Here is a 24598-nt window from a genome sequence, read left to right as displayed (position 1 = left end):
TCATGGATAAGATGATTTATACCGCGGCCCAGGGTGCCAGCCGCATTCTGCAGTCCCAGGCGATTCGGGCCAACAACCTGGCCAATGCCGATACCCAGGGCTTTCGTGCCGATCTGGAGCGGGTTGCTGCGGTTCCTGTGCCTGAGACTCAAGGAAGCTTTGCTTCGCGGATCTTGCCGCAGACCCAGAATGTCGGTTTCAACAGCCGCCATGGAGAGATAGTCAGCACTGGGCGCCGGCTCGATATGGCGATTAAGGGCGATGGCTATTTCACAGTGCAAACACCTCAGGGCGAAGCCTATACCCGTAACGGCGCCATCAGCGAAGGTGCCAACGGTGAACTGACAGTGGCGGGGTTCCCCTTGATGGGCGCCAATGGGCCTTTGGTGCTGCCTCAGTATCGCGAGCTGATTGTCAGTGAAGACGGCCGCCTGTCGATAGTGGCCGAGCAGGGTGGGCTGATTGAAGAGGTTGCCCAGCTCAAGCTGGTGAACGCTGCCCAGAATCAGCTGCACAAGGGCGCCGATGGTTTGCTGTATGCCAACAACGGCGAGGCCCAGGTGTCCGAGCAAGTGCGGCTGGCTTCCGGCGCGCTGGAGAGCAGCAATGTCGATGCCGTTGGTGAGTTGCTGGCCTCCATGGAGCTGGGACGTCAGTTTGAAGTGCAAATTAAGTTAATGAAAAGCGCAGAGAAGTTGGCTGAGGCGGGTAATCGCCTGCTGCGTGACGCCTAATATTGAGGAGAGTCTAAATGCAATCGGCATTATGGGTGAGTAAGACAGGATTGACTGCTCAGGATGTGAAGATGACGACCATCGCCAACAACCTGGCCAACGTTAATACCACAGGTTTCAAGCGCGATAGAGTCGGTTTCAACGATCTCTTCTATCAGGTACAGCGCCAACCAGGCGGCCAAGTAGACGAGCTCAATGAGTTGCCATCCGGGCTGCAATTGGGCACGGGCGCCCGAGTAGCCAGTACCCAGAAGGTGTTCACCACAGGCGACATACTCACTACCAATCAGCAACTGGACATCGCTATTGAGGGCCAGGGGTTTTTCCAGATTGAAGAAGCCAATGGCGAAGTGGCATACAGCCGTGATGGCCAGTTTTATCGTAACAGCGACGGCATGATGGTGACCTCCCAGGGGCTGCCCTTGGTGCCCAACATCCAGATCCCCGAAACCGCCACCGGGATCACCATAGCCGAAAACGGTGTGGTGAGTGCCAAAGTGGCGGGTCAGGCAGAGGCGATGGAGCTGGGACAGATCACCCTGGCGCACTTTGCCAACCCGGCCGGGCTCGAGTCCCGAGGCAATAACCTGTACCACGAAACCGCGTCTTCCGGTGTGCCGATAGAAGGGGTTCCCGGCGAGGAGGCTTTGGGCAGTTTACGCCAGGGGGCGCTCGAAGGGGCCAACGTCAATGTGGTCGAAGAGATGGTAGAGATGATCTCGACCCAGAGAGCCTACGAGATGAACGCCAAGGTGGTCTCAGCCACTGACGATATGCTCAAGTTCCTGAACCAATCGGTATGAAGATCATGAGACTCTTGTTGGCGCTGCTGATGCTGTCGCTCAGCGGCTGTATCTCCCACTTCCCCGACGCAGAACAGCAGCCGGGCAACAAAGAATGGGCGCCGCCTGAGGTGGACTACTCCTTGCCGGAAGCCAAAGACGGCAGCCTGTATCGCCCCGGTTTTATGCTGACCCTGTTCAAGGATAAGCGGGCCTTTCGCGAGGGAGACATACTCACAGTCTCCCTGGATGAGAAGACCTACTCCAGCAAGAAGGCCAATACCCAGACCAATAAGTCTCAGGATCTGAACTTTGGCGTTCAGGGCGGGGTGGATGACAGTAGTTTCAGCGCCAATGGTGAGGGCAAGTTTGGTCGTGGCTTCAATGGCAGCGGCGCCACGACTCAGCAGAACCAGCTTTCCGGCGCCATTACTGTGACAGTGGCCAAGGTGATGCCCAACGGCGTGCTGCTGATCCGCGGTGAGAAATGGCTTCGCCTCAGTCAGGGGGATGAGTATCTGCGTCTTATCGGGCTTATCCGCTCCGACGACATAGACAACCAGAACACCATCTCATCGCAGCGGATTGCCGATGCCCGCATTATCTATGGTGGCCAGGGCGCCATTGCCGACAGTAATGCCATGGGCTGGGCGGCTCGCTACTTCAACAGCCCCTGGTTCCCTATGTAACAGGAATGAAGATGACAAGACTGCTTTTAGCTCTGCTGTTGCTGGGGCTTACCATGCCGGGCCAGGTGTTGGCCGAGAAGAGTCGCCATCTGCTGGATATGGTAGATGTGCAGGGTATTCGCGAAAACCAACTGGTGGGCTATGGCCTGGTGGTGGGGCTCGATGGGACAGGTGACAAGAACCAGGTGAAGTTTACCGGCCAGTCGGTGGTGAACATGCTGAAACAGTTTGGGGTGCAGATTGATGGCAGCATGGATCCCAAGCTGAAAAACGTTGCCGCCGTGGCCGTGGTTGCCAATGTGGCGGCGCTGGCAAGTCCGGGGCAGACTCTGGATGTGACCGTCTCCTCCATAGGGGATGCCAAGAGCCTCAGGGGCGGCACTCTGTTGATGACGCCTTTGCGGGCGGTCGACGGTGAAATCTATGCCGTCGCCCAAGGGAATCTGGTAGTGGGCGGCGTGTCGGCCCAGGGCCGCAACGGCACCTCCATGACCATCAATGTGCCTACCGTCGGCAGTATTCCTGGGGGCGCCTTGCTCGAGGCTGTCATTCCCAGCTCTTTTGCCAGTAATCCGCAGGTGATACTCAACCTCAAGCAGGCTGGCTTTCGCAGTGCCCGCAATATTGAGAAGGCGATCAACGCCGTGTTTGGCCCGGATGTCGCCAAGGCCGAGAGCCATGCACGGGTGAGCGTCAGGGCGCCGCAATCCGAGCGGGAGCGGGTAATGTTTATGTCTATGCTGGAAGACATCATGGTCGAGCCCGGCCGCATTCCTCCCAAGGTGGTGTTCAACGCCCGCACAGGGACTGTGGTGATGGGCGGTGATGTGGTGGTGCGCAAGGCCGCCGTCAGCCACGGCAACCTGACAGTGACCATTACAGAGAAGCAGCAGGTGAGCCAGCCCAATCCGGGGATTTTTGGCGATGCCGCCGGTCAAACCGTGGTGACCAATGACTCGGATGTGGATATTCAACAGGAAGACGGACGTATGTTTGTCTGGCCAGAGGGTAGCTCTTTGAATGATATCGTACGTGCCGTCAACAGCATGGGAGCCTCTCCCATGGATCTGATGGCTATCTTGCAGGCACTGGAAGAAGCCGGTGCCCTGGAAGCTGATCTGGTGGTGATCTGATGAAAGTAACCCAAACTCCGGGGCTGCTGGGGCGGCTCGATTCGGGCGAGCTGATTAAGGCGCATGGCGAAAAGGGCGCCCTGAAACAGGTCAGCCAGCAGTTTGAAGCCATGTTTTTGCAGACTGTGCTGAAACAGATGCGTACCGCCAGCGATGCCATTGCCGATGAAGAGAATCTGCTGTCATCCAGCAACGATGGCCTGTATCGGGATTGGTATGATTCCGAACTGGCACTGAGGTTGTCGCAGATGCAATCGACCGGGCTTGCGGATGTTATGAGTCGACAATTAGGGGCAAAACTTCAGTTTAGTGCCGAACCGGTCGCTTCTTCTGAGAAGACGACCATGGCAATGCAACCTGCACTCCTGGTTCCGCCAGTTCACAAGGAGACTGAATGAATCTGCTCAATAACGCCATGTCCGGGCTGAATGCCAGCATGGCGGCCTTACAAGTCATGTCCAACAACACCAGCAACGCTATGGTGCCTGGCTATTCCCGCCAGCAGGTGTTGCTCAGCTCAGTCGGTGGCGGCGCCTATGGCGCCGGTAATGGCGTCAGTGTTGATGGGGTGCGGCGGATTTCGGATCAGTATCAGGTGATGCAACTGTGGCGTACCGGCAGTGATGTGGGCTTCGCCGGTGTTAAACAGAGCTATGCCGGCCAGCTGGAACAGCTGATGGCCGCCGACAGCAACAACCTTTCTACCGGCTTGGATCATCTGTTTGCCGCCATGAATGCGGCCATGGAAAAGCCCAATGACCCGGCGCTCAGACAGGCGGTGCTCAATGAAGCCAACGGCGTGGCGCAGCGTTTCAACTCGATAGCCTCAGGGCTGGACAGTCAAGAGCAACAAATCGTCGGCCAGACCCAGGCCAGCATCAAAGAGATCAATACTCTGCTGGAGAAGATAGCTCGCTTGAATGAAGATATCGCCGCCGACGGGGCTGCCAAGGTGCCTTCGGCCTCGCTATTGGATAACCGGGATGCCGCAATAGCTGAATTATCTTCACTCATGGATATCCGGGTAGTGATGGATGACAAGGGCCTGGCCAATATCTCGCTCTCTCAGGGGCAGCCGCTGCTGAGTGGTATTGTTCCGGCAACACTCAAGGGCGTGACAGATCCGGCAAATCCCAAGCAAATCAATTTAGAGCTCAGTTTTGGCCAGTCTCAGTTTAAGTTACAGGAGACGGGTGGTCAGCTGGGGGCTCTGCTCAACTACCGGGATACCAACCTGAAACAGAGTCGGGCTTTCCTGGATGAACTGGCAACCCAGTTGGCACAACAGATGAATGACATTCAGGCTAAAGGCACAGATCTGGCTGGCAATAAGGCGACTCAAGCCATTTGGCACTTGGATGCTTCCAACCCGGCGGGCAGTCTGCGGCTCAATCAGGGCCTGAACTCCGGCGATCTGGCGTTCGGCCTGGATGGCACTCCGGGGGATAATAGCAATCTCAAGGCCTTTGTGGCCTTGGCCAATCAGGAGCTGGACTTCGCCTCCATGGGCAGTCGAGCCACCCTGGGCAATGCCTATGCCAGTAAGGTGGGTGAGCTGGGCAGTATTTCCCGGCAAGCGCAGCAAGAGAGCAAGACAGCGCTGGCACTACAGAAAGAAGCACAGAGCCAATGGGCCAGCACCAGTGGCATCAATTTGGACGAGGAAGGGGTCAACCTGATCGTTTATCAACAGTCATACCAGGCCAATGCCAGGGTGATAGCCACGGCCGATAGGCTGTTCCAGTCCCTGCTGGACAGTATTTAAGGAGTCCTGAATGCGGGTAGCCATGTTTAATATGTACAGTGCCAACTTGCACTCAATGCAACAGACACTGAGTCAACTGGGGCAACTGGATCAACAGCTGTCCAGTGGCAAGGCCTTGCTGCGTCCTTCCGATGACCCCATAGGCAAGGTAAAAGTGCTCAACTGCGAGCGGGACCTGGCCAAGACTTCACAGTACATAAGCAATATCGACAGCCTGTCGACCAGTCTCGGGCGGGTGGAAACTTATCTCGATAGCCTGGTGCAGGCGCAGAGCCGGATGCGGGAAATTGTCATTTCCGCCAACAGTGGTCAACTGTCGGCCGCCGACCAACAGGGTTATGCCGATGAACTATCGGCCCTGATGGACACCTGTGTCGATATCCTCAACGCCAGGGATGCCGACGGCAACTATCTGTTTTCCGGCAACCTTAGCCGTACTCCGGCGGTAGCACAGGACAGCAGTGGTCGCTATCAGTTTCAAGGGGATGCCCAGCATCGTCAGGTGCAGATAGCTGCCGACTCCTGGGTCGATGCCAACGTCACGGCGCAGGAGTTCTGGTTCGGTAACGGTAGCCAGGATCTGCTCAATCAAGCCGCCGAGTATGTCGAAGTGCTGCGGGATCCGGCCAAGGCTCCCGGTGATGCCGATTTTGAGGCCGTGGCAGGCGCCATGATGCAGTCTCTGGATGAGACTCTCTCCAGTATAGGCGCGGCGATTACAGACATAGGTGGCAAACAGAACCGCTTGAGTCTTGGCAAGAGCAGTCATCAGGAGATGGCACTGTTCACCAAGGAAGTGATAGGCGAAACCGAGGCGCTGGACTATCCGGCGGCAACCTCAGAGTTTCAGATGAAGCTGACGGCCTTGCGGGTGTCGCAGCAGAGTTTTGTCAAAATCAGCCAACTGACGCTGTTCAACCAGCTTTAATCAGGATTGGGGAGACGCCTAACTTGTTCCAAGACTGTCATAGGGTGCCATGATCCATTCGGTTACCGATGCCCTGCAACTGGCCGGGCAGATAAGACCCATCAGCCAGAGTGCCCCCCTGCTCGATATGACAGTGGTCAACAGCACTCAGGAGAGTTGGCGCGAGCTGCTGCCTTATCGGCAAGTGGCGTTCGAGCGCTGGGAGCGGGCCACCCGGCTGCAACATAACATCAGTGCCATGCAGCTGGTGGATGCAGGTTTTGAAGAGGTGCTGCGGGTTCTTGAGAGGATGCGGCCCTTGCTGCTTATCAAGCCTTCTGCCGAGCAGTTTGAGCGACTGTTGTCGCTGCAAAAGCAGTTGCAGCAGTTGCAGCCCAGTTATCTGCAGTACCCCTTGTGGGATCCCATGTTCAACATCATCTATCCCAGACGCAGAGCCTTGCGGCGGCGCTTTCGACTTAAGGCGGTTTCCCTGCTGGAGCCCAAACACAGGGAAGAAAGCCTGCAACTGCTGCTGCCGGGTGCCGATGGGCCACAGAGCCTGTCGTTGCAACTGCCGGCCAATACCGACCCGAGCCGTTTGGCACAGTTAATCAACGAGCAGCTGGCGCCTTTGGGTATCTCACTCAATGTCGAAAACCAACAGGCTGTGTTTGAATGCGATGACCAACTGTGGCAACAGCTGCAGGGTAATCTCAGTCTCAGTGGCCAAGGTATGCGCCTGCCGGCCGGTGAGATGCACAATATCAGGCTGGAAGAACTGCTGGACTGGCGCGATCCCAGAGAATGGCGTTTCGACAGCCCGGAGATGTTGCGTCAGACCCGGGCCAAGCTGGAGCGTACTGCGCGGCGGATAGAACACTGGCGTCAGGATTGGCAGGTACAGAAACAGCAAGTCACCAGCAATTTATCGCAGCAACTAGGGGAAATTTCTCTGCCACCTGTGGATGCTTGCTTCGGCTCGCAACTGGAGGCGTTGCTGGCTCAGGCCAACATCGGCCGAGGTCACGCCGAGGATCTGCTCAAATAATTTGGTCTTTTTAAAGTTTTTTTTCAATCAGGCTTTCAGTTTGGTTTTTTCGGGTCGCTTTGTTGTTAATGACACAAATACACTCTTCGGGAGAAACAAACCATGTTGTCTGTACATACTAACTATGCCTCTCTGGTTGCCCAGAACTCCGTAAACAAAAACAACAGCCTGCTGTCTACCGCCATGGAGCGCCTGTCTACTGGTATGCGCATCAATGGTGCCGATGATGACGCCGCTGGCCTGCAAATTGCCAACCGTCTGAACGCCAACGTTGTTGGTATGAGCACTGCCAGCCGTAACATCTCTGACGGTGTCTCTATGCTGCAAACAGCCGACGGTGCCCTGAGTGAACTGAGCTCTATCGCCAACCGTATGAAAGAGCTGGCAACCCAACACGCCAACGGTGTGAACTCTGCCGATGACAAAGCTGCTCTGAAATCTGAATTTGATGCACTGACAGCAGAAGCTACCCGTATCAAGACCAACACTGAATATGCCGGTGAAAAACTTTTCACCAAACTGGGTACAGGTGTTGCCATGCAGATTGGTGCCAGCAAGGCTGAAACCATGACAGTGACTCTGGGTGCTCAACCTGATGAAACAGCTCTGGATATTGCCGATCTGGATACCATCAACACTTACATCAATGAAATCGGTACCAACCGTTCTACTCTGGGTGCCAATATCAACCGTCTGGGCCACACTGCCTCTAACCTGGCCAACGTGACCGAAAACACCAAGGCTGCTGCCGGTCGCATCATGGACGCTGACTTCGCCAACGAATCAGCTGCCATGACCAAGAACCAACTGCTGGTTCAAGCCGGTACCAACGTACTGTCCCGTGCCAACCAGAACACTGGTCTGGTTATGGGTCTGCTGGGCTAAGCAAACATTTTGTTCCAAGCGCCGTCAGTCAAGATGGCGCTTTTTTTTAAGCTCGACAAAGAAACGGCGGAAGAGCTGATTCCTGTTTGAGGCCTTCCGAGGAAGAGACTGTACCAAGCTACAGTAGTCACTCTTAAATAACTTTCAAATTTTACAAAGGGTTAGCTTTGCCGTTTGAATGGCATACCTCTTGCTATCCCCGAATATTCCAAGGACACGAGTCTGTGTCTATGAGGAGTTGAAAATGATTTCCGGAATGAGTGGTGCCCAATTCGCGCAGCAGCTGATCAGTGCCGAGAGGGCCGGTAAAGACAATCTCTATCAAAGCAGCAAGACGGGCTACCAGAAACAGTTGGATGCCTACACCTTGCTGGATAAGGGGCTCGATCGTCTTAACAGCAAACTGACAACCCTGGGAACCGATGCCTTCAAGGGCAATATCGCCGAGGTCACAGATGAAAACATCTCTGTCAGCAGCTCGGCCAAGGCGCCGCAGGGGAATTTTCAGCTGTCGGTAGAGCAGTTGGCTCAGGCACACCAACTGGTCAAGCCCTTTGCATCGGAAGATGCCACTCTGCCGGCATCTGGGGTTATTCAGATCAGCATGGGTGGCAAGAGCATGAGTGTGGATCTGGCCATGGTTAACAGCGGTGGCAGCGTTTCTGTCAGTGAGCTGCGGGATATGATCAACCAGCATCCCAATAACCCGGGCGTGCAGGCTAGCCTGGTACGCACCGGCGGCCAGGTGCAGCTGATGCTGACCTCGAAGGAAACCGGCAAGGCCAACAGTATTAGTATCAGTCTGGATGGTGCTGACTGGGGCATGGTCGAGACTCAGGCCGCTCAGGATGCCAAGGCTACGCTCAATGGCATGAGTATCACCTCGGCCAGCAACATGCTGACTCAGGTTGTGGACGGGGTGGATATCGAACTGCGTAAGGTTCATGAAGCCGGTGACAGCAGCAATATCAGTATCAAGGCGGATCAAGAGGCCGGCAAAGAGGCAGTTAAAGCCTATGTGGATACAGTCAATGAACTGCTGCGGCAGATAAGTCAATTGACTCGAGGCCTGGGGGTTGATGCTCTGGATGACTCGAAAGACAAGGACGACAAGGATAGCAAGAGCAGCAAGATAGATGAGAGTCAGCTGGGGATCCTCAAGGGTGATACCAGCCTGAGAACCCTGCAACAAAGGCTGCGTGAGCTGAGTTTCCAGGCTGCTCCCAATGGTTTGACTCTGGCCGACGCCGGTATCGAACTGACCCGTAATGGTGAGCTAAAGCTGGATGAGAAAAAGCTGGAAAACGCCCTGAAGACCCAACCGCAGGCGATCAGTGATCTCTTCGGAGCCAAGGGCGGCATGGTCGATAAGGTTCAGGAGATCACTAAACCTTATACCCGTTTCGATGGCTATATGGATATGAAGAAGAACAACCTGAAACGCCAGTTGGACCGGGTCGAAGACAATATGGAACGCCATAACCGCATGATGGAACAGCGTTATCAGATCTATCTGAAGCAGTTCACCGCGATGGAAACCACCATCAATGAGTTGAACAGCGCCAGTGGATTGTTTTACTGAGGAATTATTCGATGTTTTATGAGCAGGATCCTTTCAGCGGCTACCGTCAGGCCAGCTTGGATGCCCGGGCCGCGGCGGCCAATCCCCATGAGATGGTGCGTATGTTGCTGGATGGTTTGCTGGATGAACTGGCCAGAGCCTCGGGGCATATGGAACGCAAGGCGTTTGAGGCCAAGGGCCAGAGTATCAACAAGTGTTTGAATGTGATCCATGGGCTTGATGTGTTGTTGGACATTGAAAACGGCGGCGAAGTAGCAACCAACCTCAACCGTCTCTATGACTATTGCAGCCGTCAACTGGTTAGCGCCAGTGTCGAAAATAACCCAGAGGCACTGCAGCCTGTGGTGCAGGTTATTCAACAGATTAGGGAAGGTTGGGCCCAACTTGAGTGAGTCTGTGATAGCCCGCTGGCAAGCCTTGGGACAACGCCTGCAACAGCAGGCAGCGGCCGAAGACTGGCAGGGAGTATGCCGGGTCAACCGGCAGATGATCCAGTTGCTCAGGCAGCAGGGAAAGCCCCGTTCTCAGGCTGAGTTACAGGCGCGCAAACAGTTGGAGCTTTGTCACTCGCAAGTGATGCAACAGCTGCAAACCAAGAGTGAATCGCTACAGCGGCAGATGCAGCAACTGCTGGCACAACAAGAGGGCATGTCCGCCTATCAACTGACCCAACTCAGCCAACCCGAGTTTCAAGAGGGAAACATGAGTAAAGGAGACCTGTATTGAGTATTGCGCTGATCCCGGCGCTGGCTGAAACGCCGGCGAAAAAAGTGCCCTTGTCCGCTCACCCGGACAACAGTGGCAGAAAGGACTCTTATCGGCAGGAAGAACAGTCTCTTTCTCAGGCCGCGACTCAGCCGGCCAACTCCACAGCTTCCGGCATGAATGCCAAAGCGCAGGGTGCTCAAGAGAAGGGCTCTCAGGTAAAGACTACTCAAGGGCAAAGCGGCACAGTAGAGGATAGGGAATCAGGGACAGAGTCGGCAGGCGAGATGCCGGCCAATACTGTGGTGGTGCAAGAACTCTTGCCGCCTTTGATGCAGCCAACTGCAATCCAAGTGACCACTCCGCCAGGAGCACCCCTGGCGCAATTGCAGGGCCAAGGTCATGATGAAAATACAGTGCCACCTTTGGCCGGCATCACGGCGCAGGGCATTGTGGGCACGCAGCAAACCAATCTGTCACTGGCAGGCATCAGCCAACCTGTGGCAGCGAACCCGTTCAATGGTGAGGGCAGAGGTGCGGGTGATATGCGGGGACAAAGCCTGCAATTGGCCGCCGCCTTCCCTCAAGCGGCTACTCAAGTTTCGAGTGCGGCAACTGAGGCCAAAGGCACGCCTTTTCTGCCCGTTGGCACCATGGCGCAGACCGCCATGCCGTCGCAACAGCTAACGGTCAATGCCGCGGCGCAGCTGGCGGCCTGGCATGCAGATCCTTCCAGCAAGCCTGTGGCTGAGCTTGGTCTGCAGCCGGAGGTTGCCGCATTGACAAGCGAGCGCCCGGGCGTGAGCCAGTGGGGCCCCTTGCCTCTGAGTGCTCAGGGAACCCAGGTGCAGCATGCCAGAGAGCTGTTGCTGCCACTCAGAGATCAACTGCGTTTTCAGATAGATCAACGTATTCAAACTGCCGAGCTGCAATTAACCCCGCCCGAGCTTGGAAGGATAGAACTGAACATTCGCCTCGACGGTGACCGGCTGCATATTCAGATGCATGCGGCCAACAACCATGTGCGCGATGCTCTGCTCAGCGGCCTGGAACGCCTGCGCAGTGAACTGGCCATGGAACACAAAGGCAACATTTCCCTGGATGTAGCCACCGACAGCGAGCGACACCAACCTGAGCAGGATGCCAGAGAAGGGTATGCCGGCGCGATCGCTTCATCCCGGGTGGACGAAACCAAAGGTGACACAGAAGCCGAGCGCAGACGCGATAGGCAACTGAACCTACTGGCCTGATGATAGAGATGAAAGATTGATATGAAACGAAATTTACTCATAGTTGCGTTACTTATTCTGGCCACTGGAGGCGGTTTTTTCATCGGCCATCAGCCGCCCGCATGGTTGGGGAAATGGTTATCGGCGGAAGAAGAAGTGCAACCACAGGCCAGTTTTTACCCGCTGGATAAGATGATTATTTCGGTACCGGGTGATGAATATCCCCACTACCTGTTGCTCGAGCTGGCGCTCAAGTCCCGTAGTGACAATGCGGCCCAGGAGATCAAGGCTGCCGATCCACTTATTCGCAACACCATGATGCGAATGTTCAGCAGCAAGTCTTTCAACGTGCTGAATCAACCGCAGAATCTGGAAACGCTGCAACTGGAGGCCAGGGAATCCCTGATCAAGGTGCTGACCAAAGATCAATTTACTCTGGATATTGAAGAGGTCCTGTTCACCCGTATGGTCATCCAGTAAAGGAGGCACCTTGGACAGTGAGATGACAGCCTATGATTTGGGTTATCAGGCGTATGGCAATGAGCGGCAATCCGAGCAGGCGTTGTTACATCAATATCTGCCCTTGGTAAAACGCACAGTTTGTTCCCTCAAGAGTCATTGTGGCCCGCTTATCGGCCAGGAGGACATGGAGCAGATAGCTCTGATGGCCCTGCTGGAGGCTGCCCGGCGCTATCCTGGAGAGTATGATGCCGGCTTTATCTCCTTTGCCGGCCAGAGGATCCGTGGTGCCATTCTCGATGAACTGCGGCGCCTGGATTGGCGGCCACGCTCGGTGCGCCAGCAGGCACACTCATTCAACGATGTGGTCAGGCAGTTGACCCGGGAGTTGGGCCGTTACCCGAAAGACAGTGAAGTCACTGCAAGAATGGGCCTGACCCAGGAAGAGTACCGGGATTACCTGCATGCAACCCTGGCAGAATCCATGACCAGTTTGGATGAGATGCTGGGAGAGGGGTTGTCACTGGGCGGTCAGGACAAGGAAATTGTCGATTTTGAACGCAATCAGCTGTTAATTGCGGCAATCAAGCAACTGAGCAACAGAGAACAGGTAATTCTGTCGCTTTATTATCAGCATGAACTCAATCTCAGAGAGATTGCAGCCACCCTGGGGTTAACCGAAACCCGGATATGTCAATTACACAAGGTTGCCGTGCGCCAGTTACAGGCGATTTATCGGCAGGCTCAACTCTGATTTGGAAACCTGATAATGAGTAAGTTTGTTGGTTTAATGGTGATTTTGGTGTGTGTCTTCGGCGGCTATGCCTGGGCCGGCGGCAATCTGCTGGCCTTGTGGCAACCGGCAGAAATCCTGATCATCCTAGGTGCCGGCATCGGCTCTTTGCTGATTGCCAACCCCCGCGCTGTACTGGTGGAGCTGTGGCAGCAGTTGCGCCAGATCGCCAGACAGGATACTCCTGAGCCGGAACTCTACCCTCAGCTGTTTGGCCTGATGAACATGCTGATGGCGCAGATCCAATCCCAGGGGATGAAGGTGCTGGATGCCCATATCGAAAATCCGGACGAGAGTTCGTTGTTTTTGATGTATCCGGTGGTGCTTGAACACCCTCAGTTGCTGCAGTTTTTGGTTGATAACCTGCGCCTGCAGTCGATAGGTAAAATCTCTCCCCACGACCTGGAAATGATACTCGAGGAAGAGATCCACAGAATCGAAGAAGACAGCCTGCGCCCCTCGCTGGCACTGGGACGAATCGCCGAAGCCATGCCGGGATTCGGTATTCTGGCGGCTGTGATGGGGATCATCATTACCATGTCCAACATTGATGGCCCCATCAGCCTGATCGGGGTCAAGGTAGCGGCTGCTTTGGTGGGCACCTTTATTGGGATCTTCGCCTGTTATTGCTTACTCGAGCCATTGTCAAAGGCGCTGGAGCATCAAGTGGATCGGCAGATCAGCCAGCTCAAGTGTATTGCCGCCATGCTGACGACGTTCGCCAAGGGCAAACCACCGATACAGGCGATAGATGCCGGCCGCAAACAGATCCAGACCGAGAGCCGCCCCAGCTTTGTGGAATTGGAACAGATACTGACAGAACAGAGAAGTTAATGGCACCAAGACAGGAAACTATCATTGTCCGTCGTGCTCGGGCGGGCAAACAACACGGTGCCCATGGTGGCGCCTGGAAGGTCGCCTTTGCCGATTTTACCCTGGCAATGATGGCGTTGTTTTTGGTGCTGTGGATCATGCAGGTGGCGGATCAAAAAGAGCGGGAAACCGTGGTTAAGTACTTGAATGGTGAGTTGTATCCCTCCGGCGATATCAACCCTTTCGATCTGCGTAACATCCCCTCGCTCATCGATCTGCAAGGGCAACCCAGTGTGCAGCAACCTGTGGTTCCTACCCCGGCCAGTGGTGATGAGATGCGTGGCCCTGCGCTGCGCACCCATGTACCAGAAGGCAAGTGGCAGCCCAAGGCCGGTATGGGGCCCAAACTGAATGCCATTATCCCAGGCGAGTTTGCCACTCAGGTGCAACTGGAAGTGTTGGCGCGGCAGATCCAGCGGGTCGTCGACCAGGCGGATATGGGTAAAAACGTACAGTTGGACGCCGTGCCTCAGGGAATAAGGATTCGCATTCACGACAACAATGAACAATCTATGTTCAAAGTGGGCCAGGCGCAGATGCGGCCCTATTTTGAAGATCTGTTGTTGGCCTTGGCGCCTGTTTTACAACAGGTGAAAAACCAACTGATCATCTCTGGCCATACCGACTCGCTGCCCTATGTCGGTCGCAGTTATACCAATTGGGAGTTGTCCAGTGAAAGGGCGCTGATTGCCAGACAAACCATAGAGTTTGGTGGCGTGCGTCAGGGGCAGATTCTTCAGGTTAACGGCATGGCCGACCGGGTACCCTTTATCGATAATGAGCCCTTTAACCCGGCCAATCGCAGAGTGGAGATACTGATCCTCACCAAGGAAGCTTCCGAGCAGATCCAGAGCCTGGCAGGCGGAAAGGCACTCTTTGAGGCCAATGAGGCGGCCCGCTTTAATCAGCCAAGGGACAGGTACCAGTGATGACGGACAATAGCAGTGACGAGGCGCAGCGACGTGAGCATTTGCGTATCAGCCTGAGGCTGGGTAATGACGCCGACTTCCTGCTCGACTGTGATGGCATGACGGTGCAACTGGGACACTGGCACTGGTGGCGCCCCGGCAAGCTGGGGCTTGGAAATATCAAAGATATCAGCCGCGGCGGGGTTGGTTTGATCTCCGCCTGCCGTTTGCATCAGGGCATGAAACTGAAATTGCTGCTGAACGATGACCTAGTGTTACCCATCAGCATAACCCATGGCCGACAGTTGTACGGTCCACTGTGGTTTTACGGCGGCCGTTACCTGGAGCTGTCGACAGAAGATCTGTACCGGGCACTGCGCTTGGTACAGCAGCACAGGCGCAAACTGCGACAGGGCCGGCGCCAGCCTGTTCTCGAGCCCTGACTTAGCCCTGGCTTAAGCTTCCTGGCTGTGTTGCCTGAGAATGGTCAGCAGTTCCTGCGGTAGTTTGGCCTTGGTGCCTTTCTTGAAATCGTACATCACGGCGACAGAGCTGCCTGTAGTGGTAATGGCTCGCTGCGCCTTACTGTACGCCTCGTAATGCATGGTAAACCTGTCTTCACCTATGTCGCTTATTCTGATGCCTATCAACAGGGTATCCGGGTAGGTGACTGGACGTTTGTACCTGGCTTGGTTTTCGCTAATCACCGGCCCCATCCCCTGTTTGTACATCTCACCCAAGGGAAAATGGCGATTGAAGAAGTCGATTCTGGCGCTCTCAAAATAGCGGAAATAGACCACATTGTTGACGTGTTGCAGGGCATCCATTTCGCCCCAGGCCACCGGGATTTGTGAGTGTTGTGGGTAACGCTGAGTAAAATCTTCCATATTTAAACGACCGTTTTATTTTTGTTGGCTCAGGATAACAACAGCGGCTCTCTGTCTCAAGAGGGGAACAACATTCCGTACAGGCGTTGATTTTCCGGGATAAGAAATAGGTGCTGTAAACAATAAGGGGAGCCATTGGCTCCCCTTGATTTAGCGGCTAACTCTGCTTGTTATCAGTCAATCTTCAGCTCGGCGAAACTCTTCACCTGCCGGAAATCACCTGTGCGTTGTCCGGCCTCTCGTACCATTTGGCAGGTGATCAGCCCGGCAGCGGCAGCGGCCTTGAGTTCGTCCACCATGTCGGAGACAAACAGTATCTGCTTGGGGCTCAAACTTATGGTGTTAATGATGTTGCAGTAGGCTTGCTTATCCAGCTTGCCGCCGGTGCGGGTATCAAAATGACCGTTGAACAGCTCGGTCAGATCGCCGCCGTCACTGTGGCTGAACAGTAACTTCTGGGCTTCCACTGAGCCGGAAGAGAAGCTGTATACTCTGAGTCCCTGAGCCTTGTATTCCTTGATGGCTTCAATGAAGTCAGGATAGATATGACCGGTGAACTCGTTCTTGGCATAGCCCTGTTTCCAGATCAGGCCCTGCAGCGTTTTCAGCGGCGTGGCCTTGCGGTCTTCGGCAACCCACTGCTGGAGTATTTCTATTACCCGCGGCAGATCGGCATCCGGCTCCAGCGCCATCTCTTTGGTGTCGCTGATACAGTTTTCTACCAGGATATTATCTTGATAGCGTTCCAAAAATTCCGGCAATGCCTTGGCCGAATAGGGGAAAAGCACATCCTGAATAAAGTTAAGATCTGTCGTAGTGCCGGCGGTGTCGACGACTATGGCTCTGATACCCATAAGGTGAATTACTCCAAAAAGTGCTGTTTTCTGTGCAGATCCTAAGCTTTATTGGCGCGCTTGACCAGCTTCTTTAACCCTTTGTTGCCCACCAATTTTACATTTTGGGCGGAATGACAAGTCCTAAGGCCGGATGCGAACCTAACAGGTGTTAAGTCTTTGAAGCTCCATATAGAAGTGGTTTGCAACAGGCAACAAAAAGCCCGGCATATCAGCCGGGCTTTGAGGCGACAGGCGAATTATTTGGCCTGTTTTCGCAGTTTGCGCTCTTCACGCTCACGCTTACTGAACATGCGCTCTACCACCACGAAGAAGAGTGGGATAAAGAAGATACCCAGGAAGGTTGAGCTGATCATACCACCCAGTACCCCGGTACCTATGGCATTCTGACTGCCTGAACCCACACCTGTACTGACGGCCAGAGGTACAACCCCGAGACCGAATGCCAGCGAGGTCATTAGAATTGGCCGCAAACGTACCCGTACTGCGTGCAGGGTGGCGTCGACAAGTTTGGAGCCCTGCTCATAGTATTCCTTGGCGAATTCCACGATCAGAATGGCGTTCTTGGTCGCCAGGCCCACAGTAGTCAACAGACCCACCTGGAAGAACACGTCGTTTGGCAGGCCGCGGCCATTCATGGCGATCAGGGCACCGATAATACCCAGAGGCACCACCAGAATTACCGCGAAAGGCACAGACCAGCTTTCATACAGAGCCGCCAATACCAGGAATACCACCAGGATAGACAGCGCGTAGAGTGCAGGCGCCTGGTTGCCTGACAGACGTTCCTCGTAGGAGAGGCCGTTCCATTCGATACCAAAGCCTGGTGGCAGCTGGTTAACCATGTCTTCCATGATGTTCATCGCTTCACCGGTACTGAAGCCCGGAACTGTTGCCCCCTGGATGTTCATCGCCGGTAGACCGTTGAAGCGTTCCAGACGCGGTGAACCATACTCCCAGCTGCCGGTGGCAAAGGCTGAGAAGGGCACCATGTCTCCCTGGGTGTTACGCACATACCAGGAATCCAGATCTTCAGGTTGCATCCGGTATTTGGCATCGGCCTGAACATAAACCTTCTTCACCCGACCACGGTCGATGAAGTCGTTGACATAGGAGCCACCCCAAGCGGCAGAAAGCACGTTGTTGACATCACCTATGTTGACACTCAGTGCCCGCAGCTTGGCATGATCTATATGCAGCTGATACATGGGCGCATCTTCCTGACCATTGGGGCGTACACCCACCAGGTTGGGATTTTGAGCCGCCATGCCCAGCAGTTGGTTACGGGCCTGAACCAGCTTTTCGTGTCCTTGACCATTCTTATCCTGCAGGAAGAGGTCAAAACCGTTGGCCGTACCCAGCTCAATTACCGCAGGTGGTACGAAGGCAAACACAAAGGCTTCTTTCATCTGGCTGAACACCGCCATGGCGCGGCCGGCAACCGCCTGAACATCACTGCCTGGAGCTGTACGTTCAGACCAGTCTTTCAGCCTGACGAAGGCGATACCCATGTTCTGCCCCTGACCGGCGAAACTGAAGCCCGCCACACTCATAACCGATTTGACGTTTTCGTCTGCCAGGAATTGATCCGAGACCTTTTCCAGTACCTTCATGGTACTTTCTTGAGTGGCGTTGGTTGGCAGAATCGCCTGGGTAAACAGCATGCCCTGATCTTCGTCCGGCAAGAAGGCGGTTGGCATGCGGATAAAGATCCAGCCTACGGCCACAACCAGCGCCAGATAGATGGCACTCATACGTACCGAACGTTTGATGATGCCGGCAACAGTACCTTCGTACTTACCCGTCATGCGCTCGAAGTTGCGGTTAAACCAGCCGAAGAAGCCGGTTTCGGCATGGGTATGCCCCTTCTTCAGTGGCTTAAGCATAGTGGCACAAAGTGCCGGAGTCAGTATGATTGCCACCAATACTGACAAGGCCATCGCCGATACGATAGTGATGGAGAACTGACGGTAAATAACCCCGGTAGAGCCGGACATGAAGGCCATAGGTACAAACACTGCTGACAGTGTCAGACCGATACCTACCAGTGCACCGGTGATCTGGCCCATGGATTTCTTGGTCGCTTCCTTGGGGCTGAGCCCCTCTTCGGACATCACCCGCTCAACGTTTTCCACCACCACGATGGCGTCATCCACCAAGAGGCCGATGGCCAGTACCATGGCGAACATGGTTAGGGTGTTAATCGAAAATCCGGTGAAGGACAGGATGGCGAAGGTACCCAGCAATACTACCGGCACCGCAATCGTTGGGATCAAGGTGGCACGGAAGTTTTGCAGGAACAGATACATGATGACGAACACCAGTACCACGGCTTCCAGCAGAGTACGAACCACACCTTCGATGGAGTTCTTTACGAAGGGGGTTGTGTCATAGGGATACACCACCTGCATGCTGGCCGGGAAGAAGGGACGCATCTCTTCTACCTTGGCGCGCACGGCTTCGGCGGTATCCAGTGCGTTGGCACCAGTGGCCAGCATGATCCTCAGACCTGTGGCAGGGCGTCCATTGTAGAGTGATTCGATGGAATAACTCTCAGAGCCCAGTTCAACCTTGGCGACATCACTCAGATAGACATTGGCACCCGAGGGGTTCGACTTGAGGATAATGTTGCGGAATTCCTCAGGCGTTTGCAGACGGCTCTGAGCCGAGATAGTCGCATTCAACTCCTGGCCTTGGACCGCAGGGGCACCACCCAACTGACCGGCAGAAACCTGAGCGTTCTGTTCTTTAATCGCAGCGATTACATCCAGAGTGGTTAGGTTGTAGTTGGTCAGCTTCAGTGGGTCGACCCAGATACGCATTGAGTACTGGGCACCGAACAGGATGGTTTCACCTACACCGGGTACACGACTCATGGGATCCTGAACGTTGGAACCCACGTAGTCGGCCAGGTCGGCCTTGGTCATGGAGCCGTCATCTGAAATAAAGGCGACTACCATCAGGATGCCGGAGCTGGATTTGTTAACCCTTACACCTTGAGCCGTTACTTCCTGAGGCAGCAAAGCCATGGCGGCCTGCAGCTTGTTCTGTACCTGAACCTGGGCGATGTCGGGATCCGCCTCGGCGTTAAAGGTCAGAGTGATTTCGGCGTTACCGAAGCTGTCACTGGTGGACTTGATATAGCGCAGGTGGTCGAGACCTGTCATGCGCTGCTCAATCACCTGGGTCACAGAATCTTCAACAGTTTTGGCCGACGCACCTGGATAGTTGGCCGCAACCACAATGGTTGGTGGCGCAATATCCGGGTACTGGGAAACCGGCAGGGCCTTAATGGCCAAGACACCTGCCAGCATGATAATAATCGCGATCACCCATGCGAAGATGGGGCGATCGATAAAGAAACGTGCCATAACTTCCGCCCTGTTATTGCTGGTTTGCTGTCATGGGTTTGGCCGTCACAGCCATGCCGGGACGGATTTTTTGCAGCCCTTCGACAATCAGTTTGTCACCTGGCTTGAGTCCTTCTGTTACCCGCCACTGGTGATTGATGACATCGGCAGTCTTGATCACCCTTGCTTCAACCTTGTTTTCGCCATTCACCAACATGGCCACAGCTTCACCCTTGGGACTACGGGTGATGGCTTTTTGTGGTACCAGAATCGCTTGAGGATCGACACCTGTGTTGAGAATGGCGCGCACATACATACCAGGCAGCAGCGTATGGTCCGGGTTAGGGAACTCGGCTCTCAGCGTCACAGAACCTGTGCTCTGATCGACACTGACTTCGGCAAACTGTAAGCGACCCTTATGATCATAAGTCGAGCCATCTTCCAGCAGCAGAGTCACTTCGGCGTCATCGGAAGCCTGTAGTTTACCGGCTTTCAACATGCTCTTGAGACGTAGCATCTGGGTACTGGACTGCACTATATCCACATTGATGGGATCCAGTTGCTGGATAGTCGCCAGAGGTTGAGCCTGGTTAGCAGTCACCAGAGCACCGGCAGTAACGCTGGACTTACCGATACGACCGGAGATAGGTGCCTGTACTTCGGTATAGTTGACGTTAATGGTTGCAGTATTGATGGCCGCCTTGGCCACTTCCACTGCTGCCAGCGCTTCTTTATAGGAAGCATCTGCCTTGTCGTACTCTTCTTTACTTATGTACTTGGTTTTGACCAGTTCCTGATACCGGGCCTGAGTTGCCTTGGCAGAAGCCAGAGCCGCTTCGGCGCGGGCCAGATCCGCCTTGGCGCTCTGTAGAGAGGCCTTATAGGTGGAAGGGTCAATTTGATACAGTGACTCACCCTGTTTCACATCACCGCCCTCGGTGAAGCTACGTTTCAGAATGATGCCATTAACCTGAGGCCGAACTTCGGCTTCAAGGAAAGCTATGCTGCGCCCAGGCAGTTGCACTTGCAGTGCCTGCGGAGCCGACTTGACTTCCAGGACACTGACTTCCATAGCGGGGGCCGCCTGATTGCTTTTGGCTTGTTCAGCTTCCGACCCACAGGCCGTCATCCATAACGCCATACTTACAACTGAGGCAACTTTTAGTACATGCCGCATGATAACTCCTAATCAGTATCTGCTTGCCGGGAAGGGAAAGTGTCTTGTACGACAGGCTTCCTGGCGCAGTTCGCCAGCAAAATTTTCGAACCCATATTTATCGCACAAGCATTCTGTATCAACAAGCTACAGGATAAGCGAAAAGTGTAAATGAATGAAAATTTTTTAATCAATAAACGACACTATTGCCATTTATTTACATTTAGTTGTGAGATTTATGAATTCAACAACTTATGTATCCAAATCCCGTTTCTGCCCGTTTGGAAAAGATTCTGTTTTTGCCCTGGAGGCAGAGAGTTCTTTCCCAACAACAGCAAGCGTTTTAAGGTTGAGTGACCCATGGCTAAACCGCAGAAATTTCTCTGCACCATGCTGGATCCTCCACCGCGAGGCGAGTATTCTACTACTGTCACTATAATTTGATTAGTCATATAGAAATAAACCCACTGTCCCACAGGTGCAACAATAAATGGATCTAAACAGGGTACAAATATTTGCTCAAGTTGTTGAACAAGGTAGCTTTACCGGCGCCGCCAAGGCGTTGGGGCTAACCAAGACTACAGTTAGTCGCAAAGTCGCCGAACTGGAAAAGGCGACCGGTGTTCAACTATTGTTCAGAACCACTAGGGCATTGAGGCTAACCGAGGCCGGTGCCGAATATTACAACAAGATCACCAAGATTCTGGTGGATCTGGAAAATGCCGAAGCCCAGCTCAGTGCCAACCAGCAGCGGGTTAAGGGCAATCTGAGGGTAGTCTGCCCTATCGAGATGGGACAGCTATTTCTCGGCCCGGTATTTGCCCGTTTTCTTGAGGCTTACCCGGATATTACCATAGAAGCTGAATTGACTAATCGCAAGGTGGATATGGTTGAAGAAGGGATAGATATACTGTTCCATCTGTGCGGCATCGAAGATTCACGCCTGCAGCATTATCAACTGGTGAAGACCAGCACCACCCTGATGGCCAGCCCTGAGTATCTTAAACGCCACGGCACTCCGCAGACCCCGGATGATCTTTGGCATCACAAGGGCATAGAGCAGGGGGGGATCCAGCTTATCAATGACGGTTGCTGGAAGATTTTTGATGGCAATGAATGGCAGGTGATCACTCCTGAGGTTCAACTCAAGGTCAATAATATTACCTTGGCCCGGGAAGCGGCCATTGCCGGTTTGGGGATCACTTGTCTGCCGCCGATGATCGCCGATGAAGCCTTACAAAAAGGGGAGTTGGTGGCCGTGCTGGAAGACTTTCCTATGGAACATAACACCCTGTTGCTGTCTTATCCAAAACGGGCCTATTTGCCTCGTAAATACATAATCTTTATTGATTTTATCTATCAGGCCTTGTTCGGTTACTGGGGTAACATGCTGCTGGAGATCCCCGAGTATGTGAAGCATCCCGAGGGTTTCGAATAAGCCGCTATGACTGCGGCGCTGCCGCAGTCATTCATAATTGTTCACATTCATTCCTTCACGGTTCATTCACCTAGATAACCCTGTTCATAACTTCTTCTTACTATCCGGGCTAACAATTCTCAAGCTCTGGTGGATAAAGATGAACCCAACTCATAAGCTGTTTTTATCAGGTTTGCTGCTGTGCAGCAGTTCCATGACTCTGGCTGACGAAGCTCCCCGTTTCGCCGGTGGTAGTTTTGCCGGCAATCTAACCTATGCCTCTGACTATGTGTTCCGCGGCGAATCGGAAACCCTGGATGGTGATGTGCCCGTAGTCCAGGGAACATTCAGCTGGAACCATGACGCCGGTTGGTATGCCGGGGTATTTGCCTCCAACATCAAGTTTGCCGACCCCAATCTTGAGATAGTCACAGCGCCTTTCATCGGCAAGAGCGGTGAGTTGGGTGATTCAGGTTTCACCTATGATGTCATGCTGTTCTCATATCTCTATCCCGGCGCGTCTTACTCTAACTACACAGAGCTGTGGCTTAAACTCGGCAAGTCTTTCGGTCGGGCCAATCTGCAACTGGAAGTGACGCCAACTGTGGATGACTGGTTCGGTGTCGATGGTTGGCACGGGGTCAACTATGCCTTGCACCCCAGCTATGTTTTCGAGAATGGTATCAAGGTTTCTGGCTCTGTCGGTTATCAGGACTTGAACGGTAATGGTGCCGAAGGATGGGGACACTGGAACCTGGGGGTAAGCAAAGAATTTTATGGTTTCAACCTGGATCTGCGCTACCACGGCAGTACGGTTGAAGCAGATCACAAGGTCTATGGTACCCAGACAGAGATCTTCGATGACAGGTTGGTGATAGGAATCAGCAAAGCGTTTTAAGAACTGCTTCCCTGCAGTCTTTGTGAGTACGCCATTTGGCGTACTCTTTTTTTAGGTAAGGTGCGAACAAGTCCTATCTGTGCTCTGCGTCGGCTAACAGGCCTGGATGTAAGGCGTGGTTCGCAGCAAATACCCCTAGTCCTTTGCAAGACTTCCTTAGTACATGCTCTTTTCAAGATAGAGGCGGTTGTCGGCAATATGCCCAGGCTCGGCGCGGAAATCCACCACCTGATACTTATGGCTGATCAGCATATTCAACATAGAGCGGAACTGGTTGCGGGTCTTAACTTGGATCTGTTTGTAACCGGCTTGAGTGGCCCAACGCTCCTGTGCTTCCAGCATACTGCGCGCCAGCCCCAGACTGCGATAATCGGGTAATACACCGCCTAACCAACTGTAAAAACAATGCTCGTCCAGAGCATAACCCAGCTTGAATCCCGCCAATTCACCTTCCACAAAGGCCAACAACAATAAACAGGCATTGCCTGTCAGTCGACGTTCGAACTCTTGCTGTTGGTAGCCGGAATCAAACTCGGGGATCTGAGCACTCAAGGCCATGATCTCATCGATCTGTTGCTGATCTATTTCAGTAATAGCTTTGATTTCAATGGAGTACATCATTATTCTCTCAACGGGCCGCAAAATGTCACAGATTGCGGGATAAAAACTGGCCAAAATTATAACAGGTCTGGCCAGTTGAATGCATCAGGAGAATTGCTGCTGGTTTTCTGTCTGCAAGATCTTGTCCTGTAGTACCCGCAGCAGCACACCATAAGCCGGCAGGAACAGCCCCAGACTAACCAACAGCTTGAAGCTGTAATCCACTGCGGCAATTTCCGGCCAGTTGGCGGCCATAAAGGGGTCACTGGAGGCGAAGAAGGCGATACTGAAGAACACCAGAGTATCCACCAGGTTGCCCACCAGGGTAGAGGCCGCCGGAGCGACCCACCAGGCACACTGGCGGCGAATTCTGGCAAACACTGCGATATCCATCAACTGGCCCACCAGATAGGCGGCAAAACTGGCAAAAGCGATACGGAATACAAAGGTATTGAAGTCCGACAGGGCACTCAGCCCCTGAAAGTTACCCTGATGAAACAGTACGCCCATGGCATAGGAGATTAGCAAGGCCGGTAGCATGGCCTTGAAGATGATCTGCCGGGCGGTAGCTTGGCCGAATATCCGTACCGTCAGATCGGTTGCCAGATAGACAAAAGGAAAGCTGAAGGCGCCCCAGGTTGTGTGGAAGCCGAATAGCTGAAACGGGAGCTGCACCAGATAGTTACTGGCACTGATAATAAGGATGTGAAAACTGACCAAGAGGATCAGTGCGCGTTTGAGCTGCGCGCCGGTTAACATTAACATATTGTGACCTTTTTAGTTGGCTGGGCGGGGTGAGGGAACCCGCATCTTCGGTTCGACCGAAAGGGCGCACATTATAGTGCCCATAATCCGGCTGACAAGGGGGAAGCGTAAAAAATGTCCAGTCCATCTAAGGAAGTTCCTATATTTGGACCTTTAAGTCTATGCAGGGCAGGCAT

At 53.9% G+C, this 24598-nt stretch carries 26 protein-coding genes; 20 read left to right on the top strand and 6 right to left on the bottom strand.

All coding sequences use genetic code 11. The features are described from left to right. Window positions 1–2: 2 nt before the first annotated feature. The 18 genes from ACWAU4_RS21560 (at window position 3) to ACWAU4_RS21475 (ending at window position 14938) form a co-directional block, all read left to right on the top strand. On the top strand, window positions 3–734 hold the full coding sequence (locus tag ACWAU4_RS21560; RefSeq protein ID WP_107110818.1) for a flagellar basal body rod protein FlgF: 732 nt from the start codon (window positions 3–5) through the stop codon (window positions 732–734). Between the two features lie 17 nt (window positions 735–751). Further along, the gene (gene flgG, locus ACWAU4_RS21555; RefSeq protein ID WP_025888434.1) at window positions 752–1537 is read left to right on the top strand and encodes a flagellar basal-body rod protein FlgG; all 786 of its coding nucleotides are present in this window, start codon (window positions 752–754) and stop codon (window positions 1535–1537) included. Window positions 1538–1542: 5 nt separating this feature from the next. Then, complete coding sequence (gene flgH / locus ACWAU4_RS21550) at window positions 1543–2205, top strand: flagellar basal body L-ring protein FlgH (RefSeq protein ID WP_025009140.1); 663 nt, start codon at window positions 1543–1545, stop codon at window positions 2203–2205. An 11-nt stretch (window positions 2206–2216) separates the two neighbouring features. Next, window positions 2217–3338, top strand: coding sequence for a flagellar basal body P-ring protein FlgI (locus tag ACWAU4_RS21545; RefSeq protein ID WP_025009141.1), 1122 nt, complete (start codon window positions 2217–2219; stop codon window positions 3336–3338). Further along, the gene (locus tag ACWAU4_RS21540; protein WP_025009142.1) at window positions 3338–3736 is read left to right on the top strand and encodes a rod-binding protein; all 399 of its coding nucleotides are present in this window, start codon (window positions 3338–3340) and stop codon (window positions 3734–3736) included. The genes ACWAU4_RS21545 and ACWAU4_RS21540 overlap by 1 nt, the downstream gene beginning before the upstream one ends. Next, a complete protein-coding gene (flgK, locus tag ACWAU4_RS21535; protein ID WP_096142182.1) occupies window positions 3733–5103 on the top strand; it encodes a flagellar hook-associated protein FlgK in 1371 nt (456 codons plus the stop codon). Before ACWAU4_RS21540 ends, flgK begins: the two co-directional genes overlap by 4 nt. Before the next feature lie 10 nt (window positions 5104–5113). Further along, a complete protein-coding gene (gene flgL, locus ACWAU4_RS21530; protein ID WP_167715513.1) occupies window positions 5114–6031 on the top strand; it encodes a flagellar hook-associated protein FlgL in 918 nt (305 codons plus the stop codon). A gap of 49 nt (window positions 6032–6080) precedes the next feature. Continuing rightward, entirely contained in the window at window positions 6081–7061 is a 981-nt protein-coding gene (locus ACWAU4_RS21525; RefSeq protein ID WP_208125288.1) for a hypothetical protein, read from the top strand. Between the two features lie 102 nt (window positions 7062–7163). Further along, entirely contained in the window at window positions 7164–7946 is a 783-nt protein-coding gene (locus tag ACWAU4_RS21520; RefSeq protein ID WP_028780425.1) for a flagellin N-terminal helical domain-containing protein, read from the top strand. Between the two features lie 244 nt (window positions 7947–8190). Continuing rightward, a complete protein-coding gene (gene fliD / locus ACWAU4_RS21515; protein WP_129980275.1) occupies window positions 8191–9528 on the top strand; it encodes a flagellar filament capping protein FliD in 1338 nt (445 codons plus the stop codon). An 11-nt stretch (window positions 9529–9539) separates the two neighbouring features. Further along, window positions 9540–9920 (top strand): flagellar export chaperone FliS, encoded by a 381-nt coding sequence (gene fliS, locus ACWAU4_RS21510; RefSeq protein ID WP_025009148.1) that lies wholly within the window; start codon window positions 9540–9542, stop codon window positions 9918–9920. Continuing rightward, window positions 9913–10254 (top strand): hypothetical protein, encoded by a 342-nt coding sequence (locus ACWAU4_RS21505; protein ID WP_045283780.1) that lies wholly within the window; start codon window positions 9913–9915, stop codon window positions 10252–10254. Before fliS ends, ACWAU4_RS21505 begins: the two co-directional genes overlap by 8 nt. Beyond that, the gene (locus ACWAU4_RS21500) at window positions 10251–11483 is read left to right on the top strand and encodes a flagellar hook-length control protein FliK (protein WP_243756810.1); all 1233 of its coding nucleotides are present in this window, start codon (window positions 10251–10253) and stop codon (window positions 11481–11483) included. Before ACWAU4_RS21505 ends, ACWAU4_RS21500 begins: the two co-directional genes overlap by 4 nt. Window positions 11484–11504: 21 nt before the next feature. Continuing rightward, window positions 11505–11942, top strand: a complete 438-nt coding sequence (locus tag ACWAU4_RS21495; RefSeq protein WP_037474831.1) for a flagellar basal body-associated FliL family protein — start codon at window positions 11505–11507, stop codon at window positions 11940–11942. A gap of 22 nt (window positions 11943–11964) precedes the next feature. Next, window positions 11965–12675, top strand: a complete 711-nt coding sequence (locus tag ACWAU4_RS21490) for an RNA polymerase sigma factor FliA (RefSeq protein ID WP_044736031.1) — start codon at window positions 11965–11967, stop codon at window positions 12673–12675. Between the two features lie 15 nt (window positions 12676–12690). Beyond that, window positions 12691–13548: a flagellar motor stator protein MotA gene (gene motA, locus ACWAU4_RS21485; RefSeq protein ID WP_025009154.1), complete on the top strand. Its 858-nt coding sequence runs from the start codon at window positions 12691–12693 to the stop codon at window positions 13546–13548. Continuing rightward, window positions 13548–14516 carry a flagellar motor protein MotB gene (locus tag ACWAU4_RS21480; RefSeq protein ID WP_208125287.1) on the top strand — a complete coding sequence of 323 codons (969 nt, stop codon included), beginning with the start codon at window positions 13548–13550 and terminating at the stop codon, window positions 14514–14516. Before motA ends, ACWAU4_RS21480 begins: the two co-directional genes overlap by 1 nt. Beyond that, complete coding sequence (locus tag ACWAU4_RS21475) at window positions 14516–14938, top strand: hypothetical protein (RefSeq protein ID WP_123115370.1); 423 nt, start codon at window positions 14516–14518, stop codon at window positions 14936–14938. Before ACWAU4_RS21480 ends, ACWAU4_RS21475 begins: the two co-directional genes overlap by 1 nt. Before the next feature lie 12 nt (window positions 14939–14950). Here ACWAU4_RS21475 and ACWAU4_RS21470 read toward each other — a convergent pair whose 3' ends face one another. The 4 genes from ACWAU4_RS21470 to ACWAU4_RS21455 all read right to left on the bottom strand — a co-directional run bounded on the left by ACWAU4_RS21470 (window position 14951) and on the right by ACWAU4_RS21455 (window position 20763). Continuing rightward, entirely contained in the window at window positions 14951–15382 is a 432-nt protein-coding gene (locus ACWAU4_RS21470) for an acyl-CoA thioesterase (protein ID WP_454290383.1), read from the bottom strand. Between the two features lie 173 nt (window positions 15383–15555). Next, window positions 15556–16236 carry an acireductone synthase gene (gene mtnC, locus ACWAU4_RS21465; RefSeq protein ID WP_454290382.1) on the bottom strand — a complete coding sequence of 227 codons (681 nt, stop codon included), beginning with the start codon at window positions 16234–16236 and terminating at the stop codon, window positions 15556–15558. A gap of 239 nt (window positions 16237–16475) precedes the next feature. Next, window positions 16476–19607: an efflux RND transporter permease subunit gene (locus tag ACWAU4_RS21460; protein WP_454290381.1), complete on the bottom strand. Its 3132-nt coding sequence runs from the start codon at window positions 19605–19607 to the stop codon at window positions 16476–16478. A gap of 13 nt (window positions 19608–19620) precedes the next feature. Then, window positions 19621–20763, bottom strand: a complete 1143-nt coding sequence (locus ACWAU4_RS21455) for an efflux RND transporter periplasmic adaptor subunit (protein WP_454290380.1) — start codon at window positions 20761–20763, stop codon at window positions 19621–19623. A gap of 469 nt (window positions 20764–21232) precedes the next feature. Between ACWAU4_RS21455 and ACWAU4_RS21450 the strand changes: the two genes are divergently transcribed. Then, the gene (locus tag ACWAU4_RS21450; protein ID WP_101055890.1) at window positions 21233–22180 is read left to right on the top strand and encodes a LysR family transcriptional regulator; all 948 of its coding nucleotides are present in this window, start codon (window positions 21233–21235) and stop codon (window positions 22178–22180) included. A gap of 139 nt (window positions 22181–22319) precedes the next feature. Next, complete coding sequence (locus ACWAU4_RS21445) at window positions 22320–23057, top strand: TorF family putative porin (RefSeq protein ID WP_226565173.1); 738 nt, start codon at window positions 22320–22322, stop codon at window positions 23055–23057. 156 nt (window positions 23058–23213) lie between these two features. Here ACWAU4_RS21445 and ACWAU4_RS21440 read toward each other — a convergent pair whose 3' ends face one another. Then, a complete protein-coding gene (locus ACWAU4_RS21440) occupies window positions 23214–23678 on the bottom strand; it encodes a GNAT family N-acetyltransferase (RefSeq protein ID WP_308427928.1) in 465 nt (154 codons plus the stop codon). An 84-nt stretch (window positions 23679–23762) separates the two neighbouring features. Further along, complete coding sequence (locus ACWAU4_RS21435) at window positions 23763–24422, bottom strand: 7-cyano-7-deazaguanine/7-aminomethyl-7-deazaguanine transporter (RefSeq protein ID WP_165565923.1); 660 nt, start codon at window positions 24420–24422, stop codon at window positions 23763–23765. Between the last annotated feature and the right edge of the window lie 176 nt (window positions 24423–24598).

The sequence above is a fragment of the Shewanella sp. FeAMO genome (genome assembly GCF_053653955.1).
The sequence above is the reverse complement of the archived record's forward strand: the minus strand, read 5'-3'. Positions and strand labels throughout refer to the sequence as shown.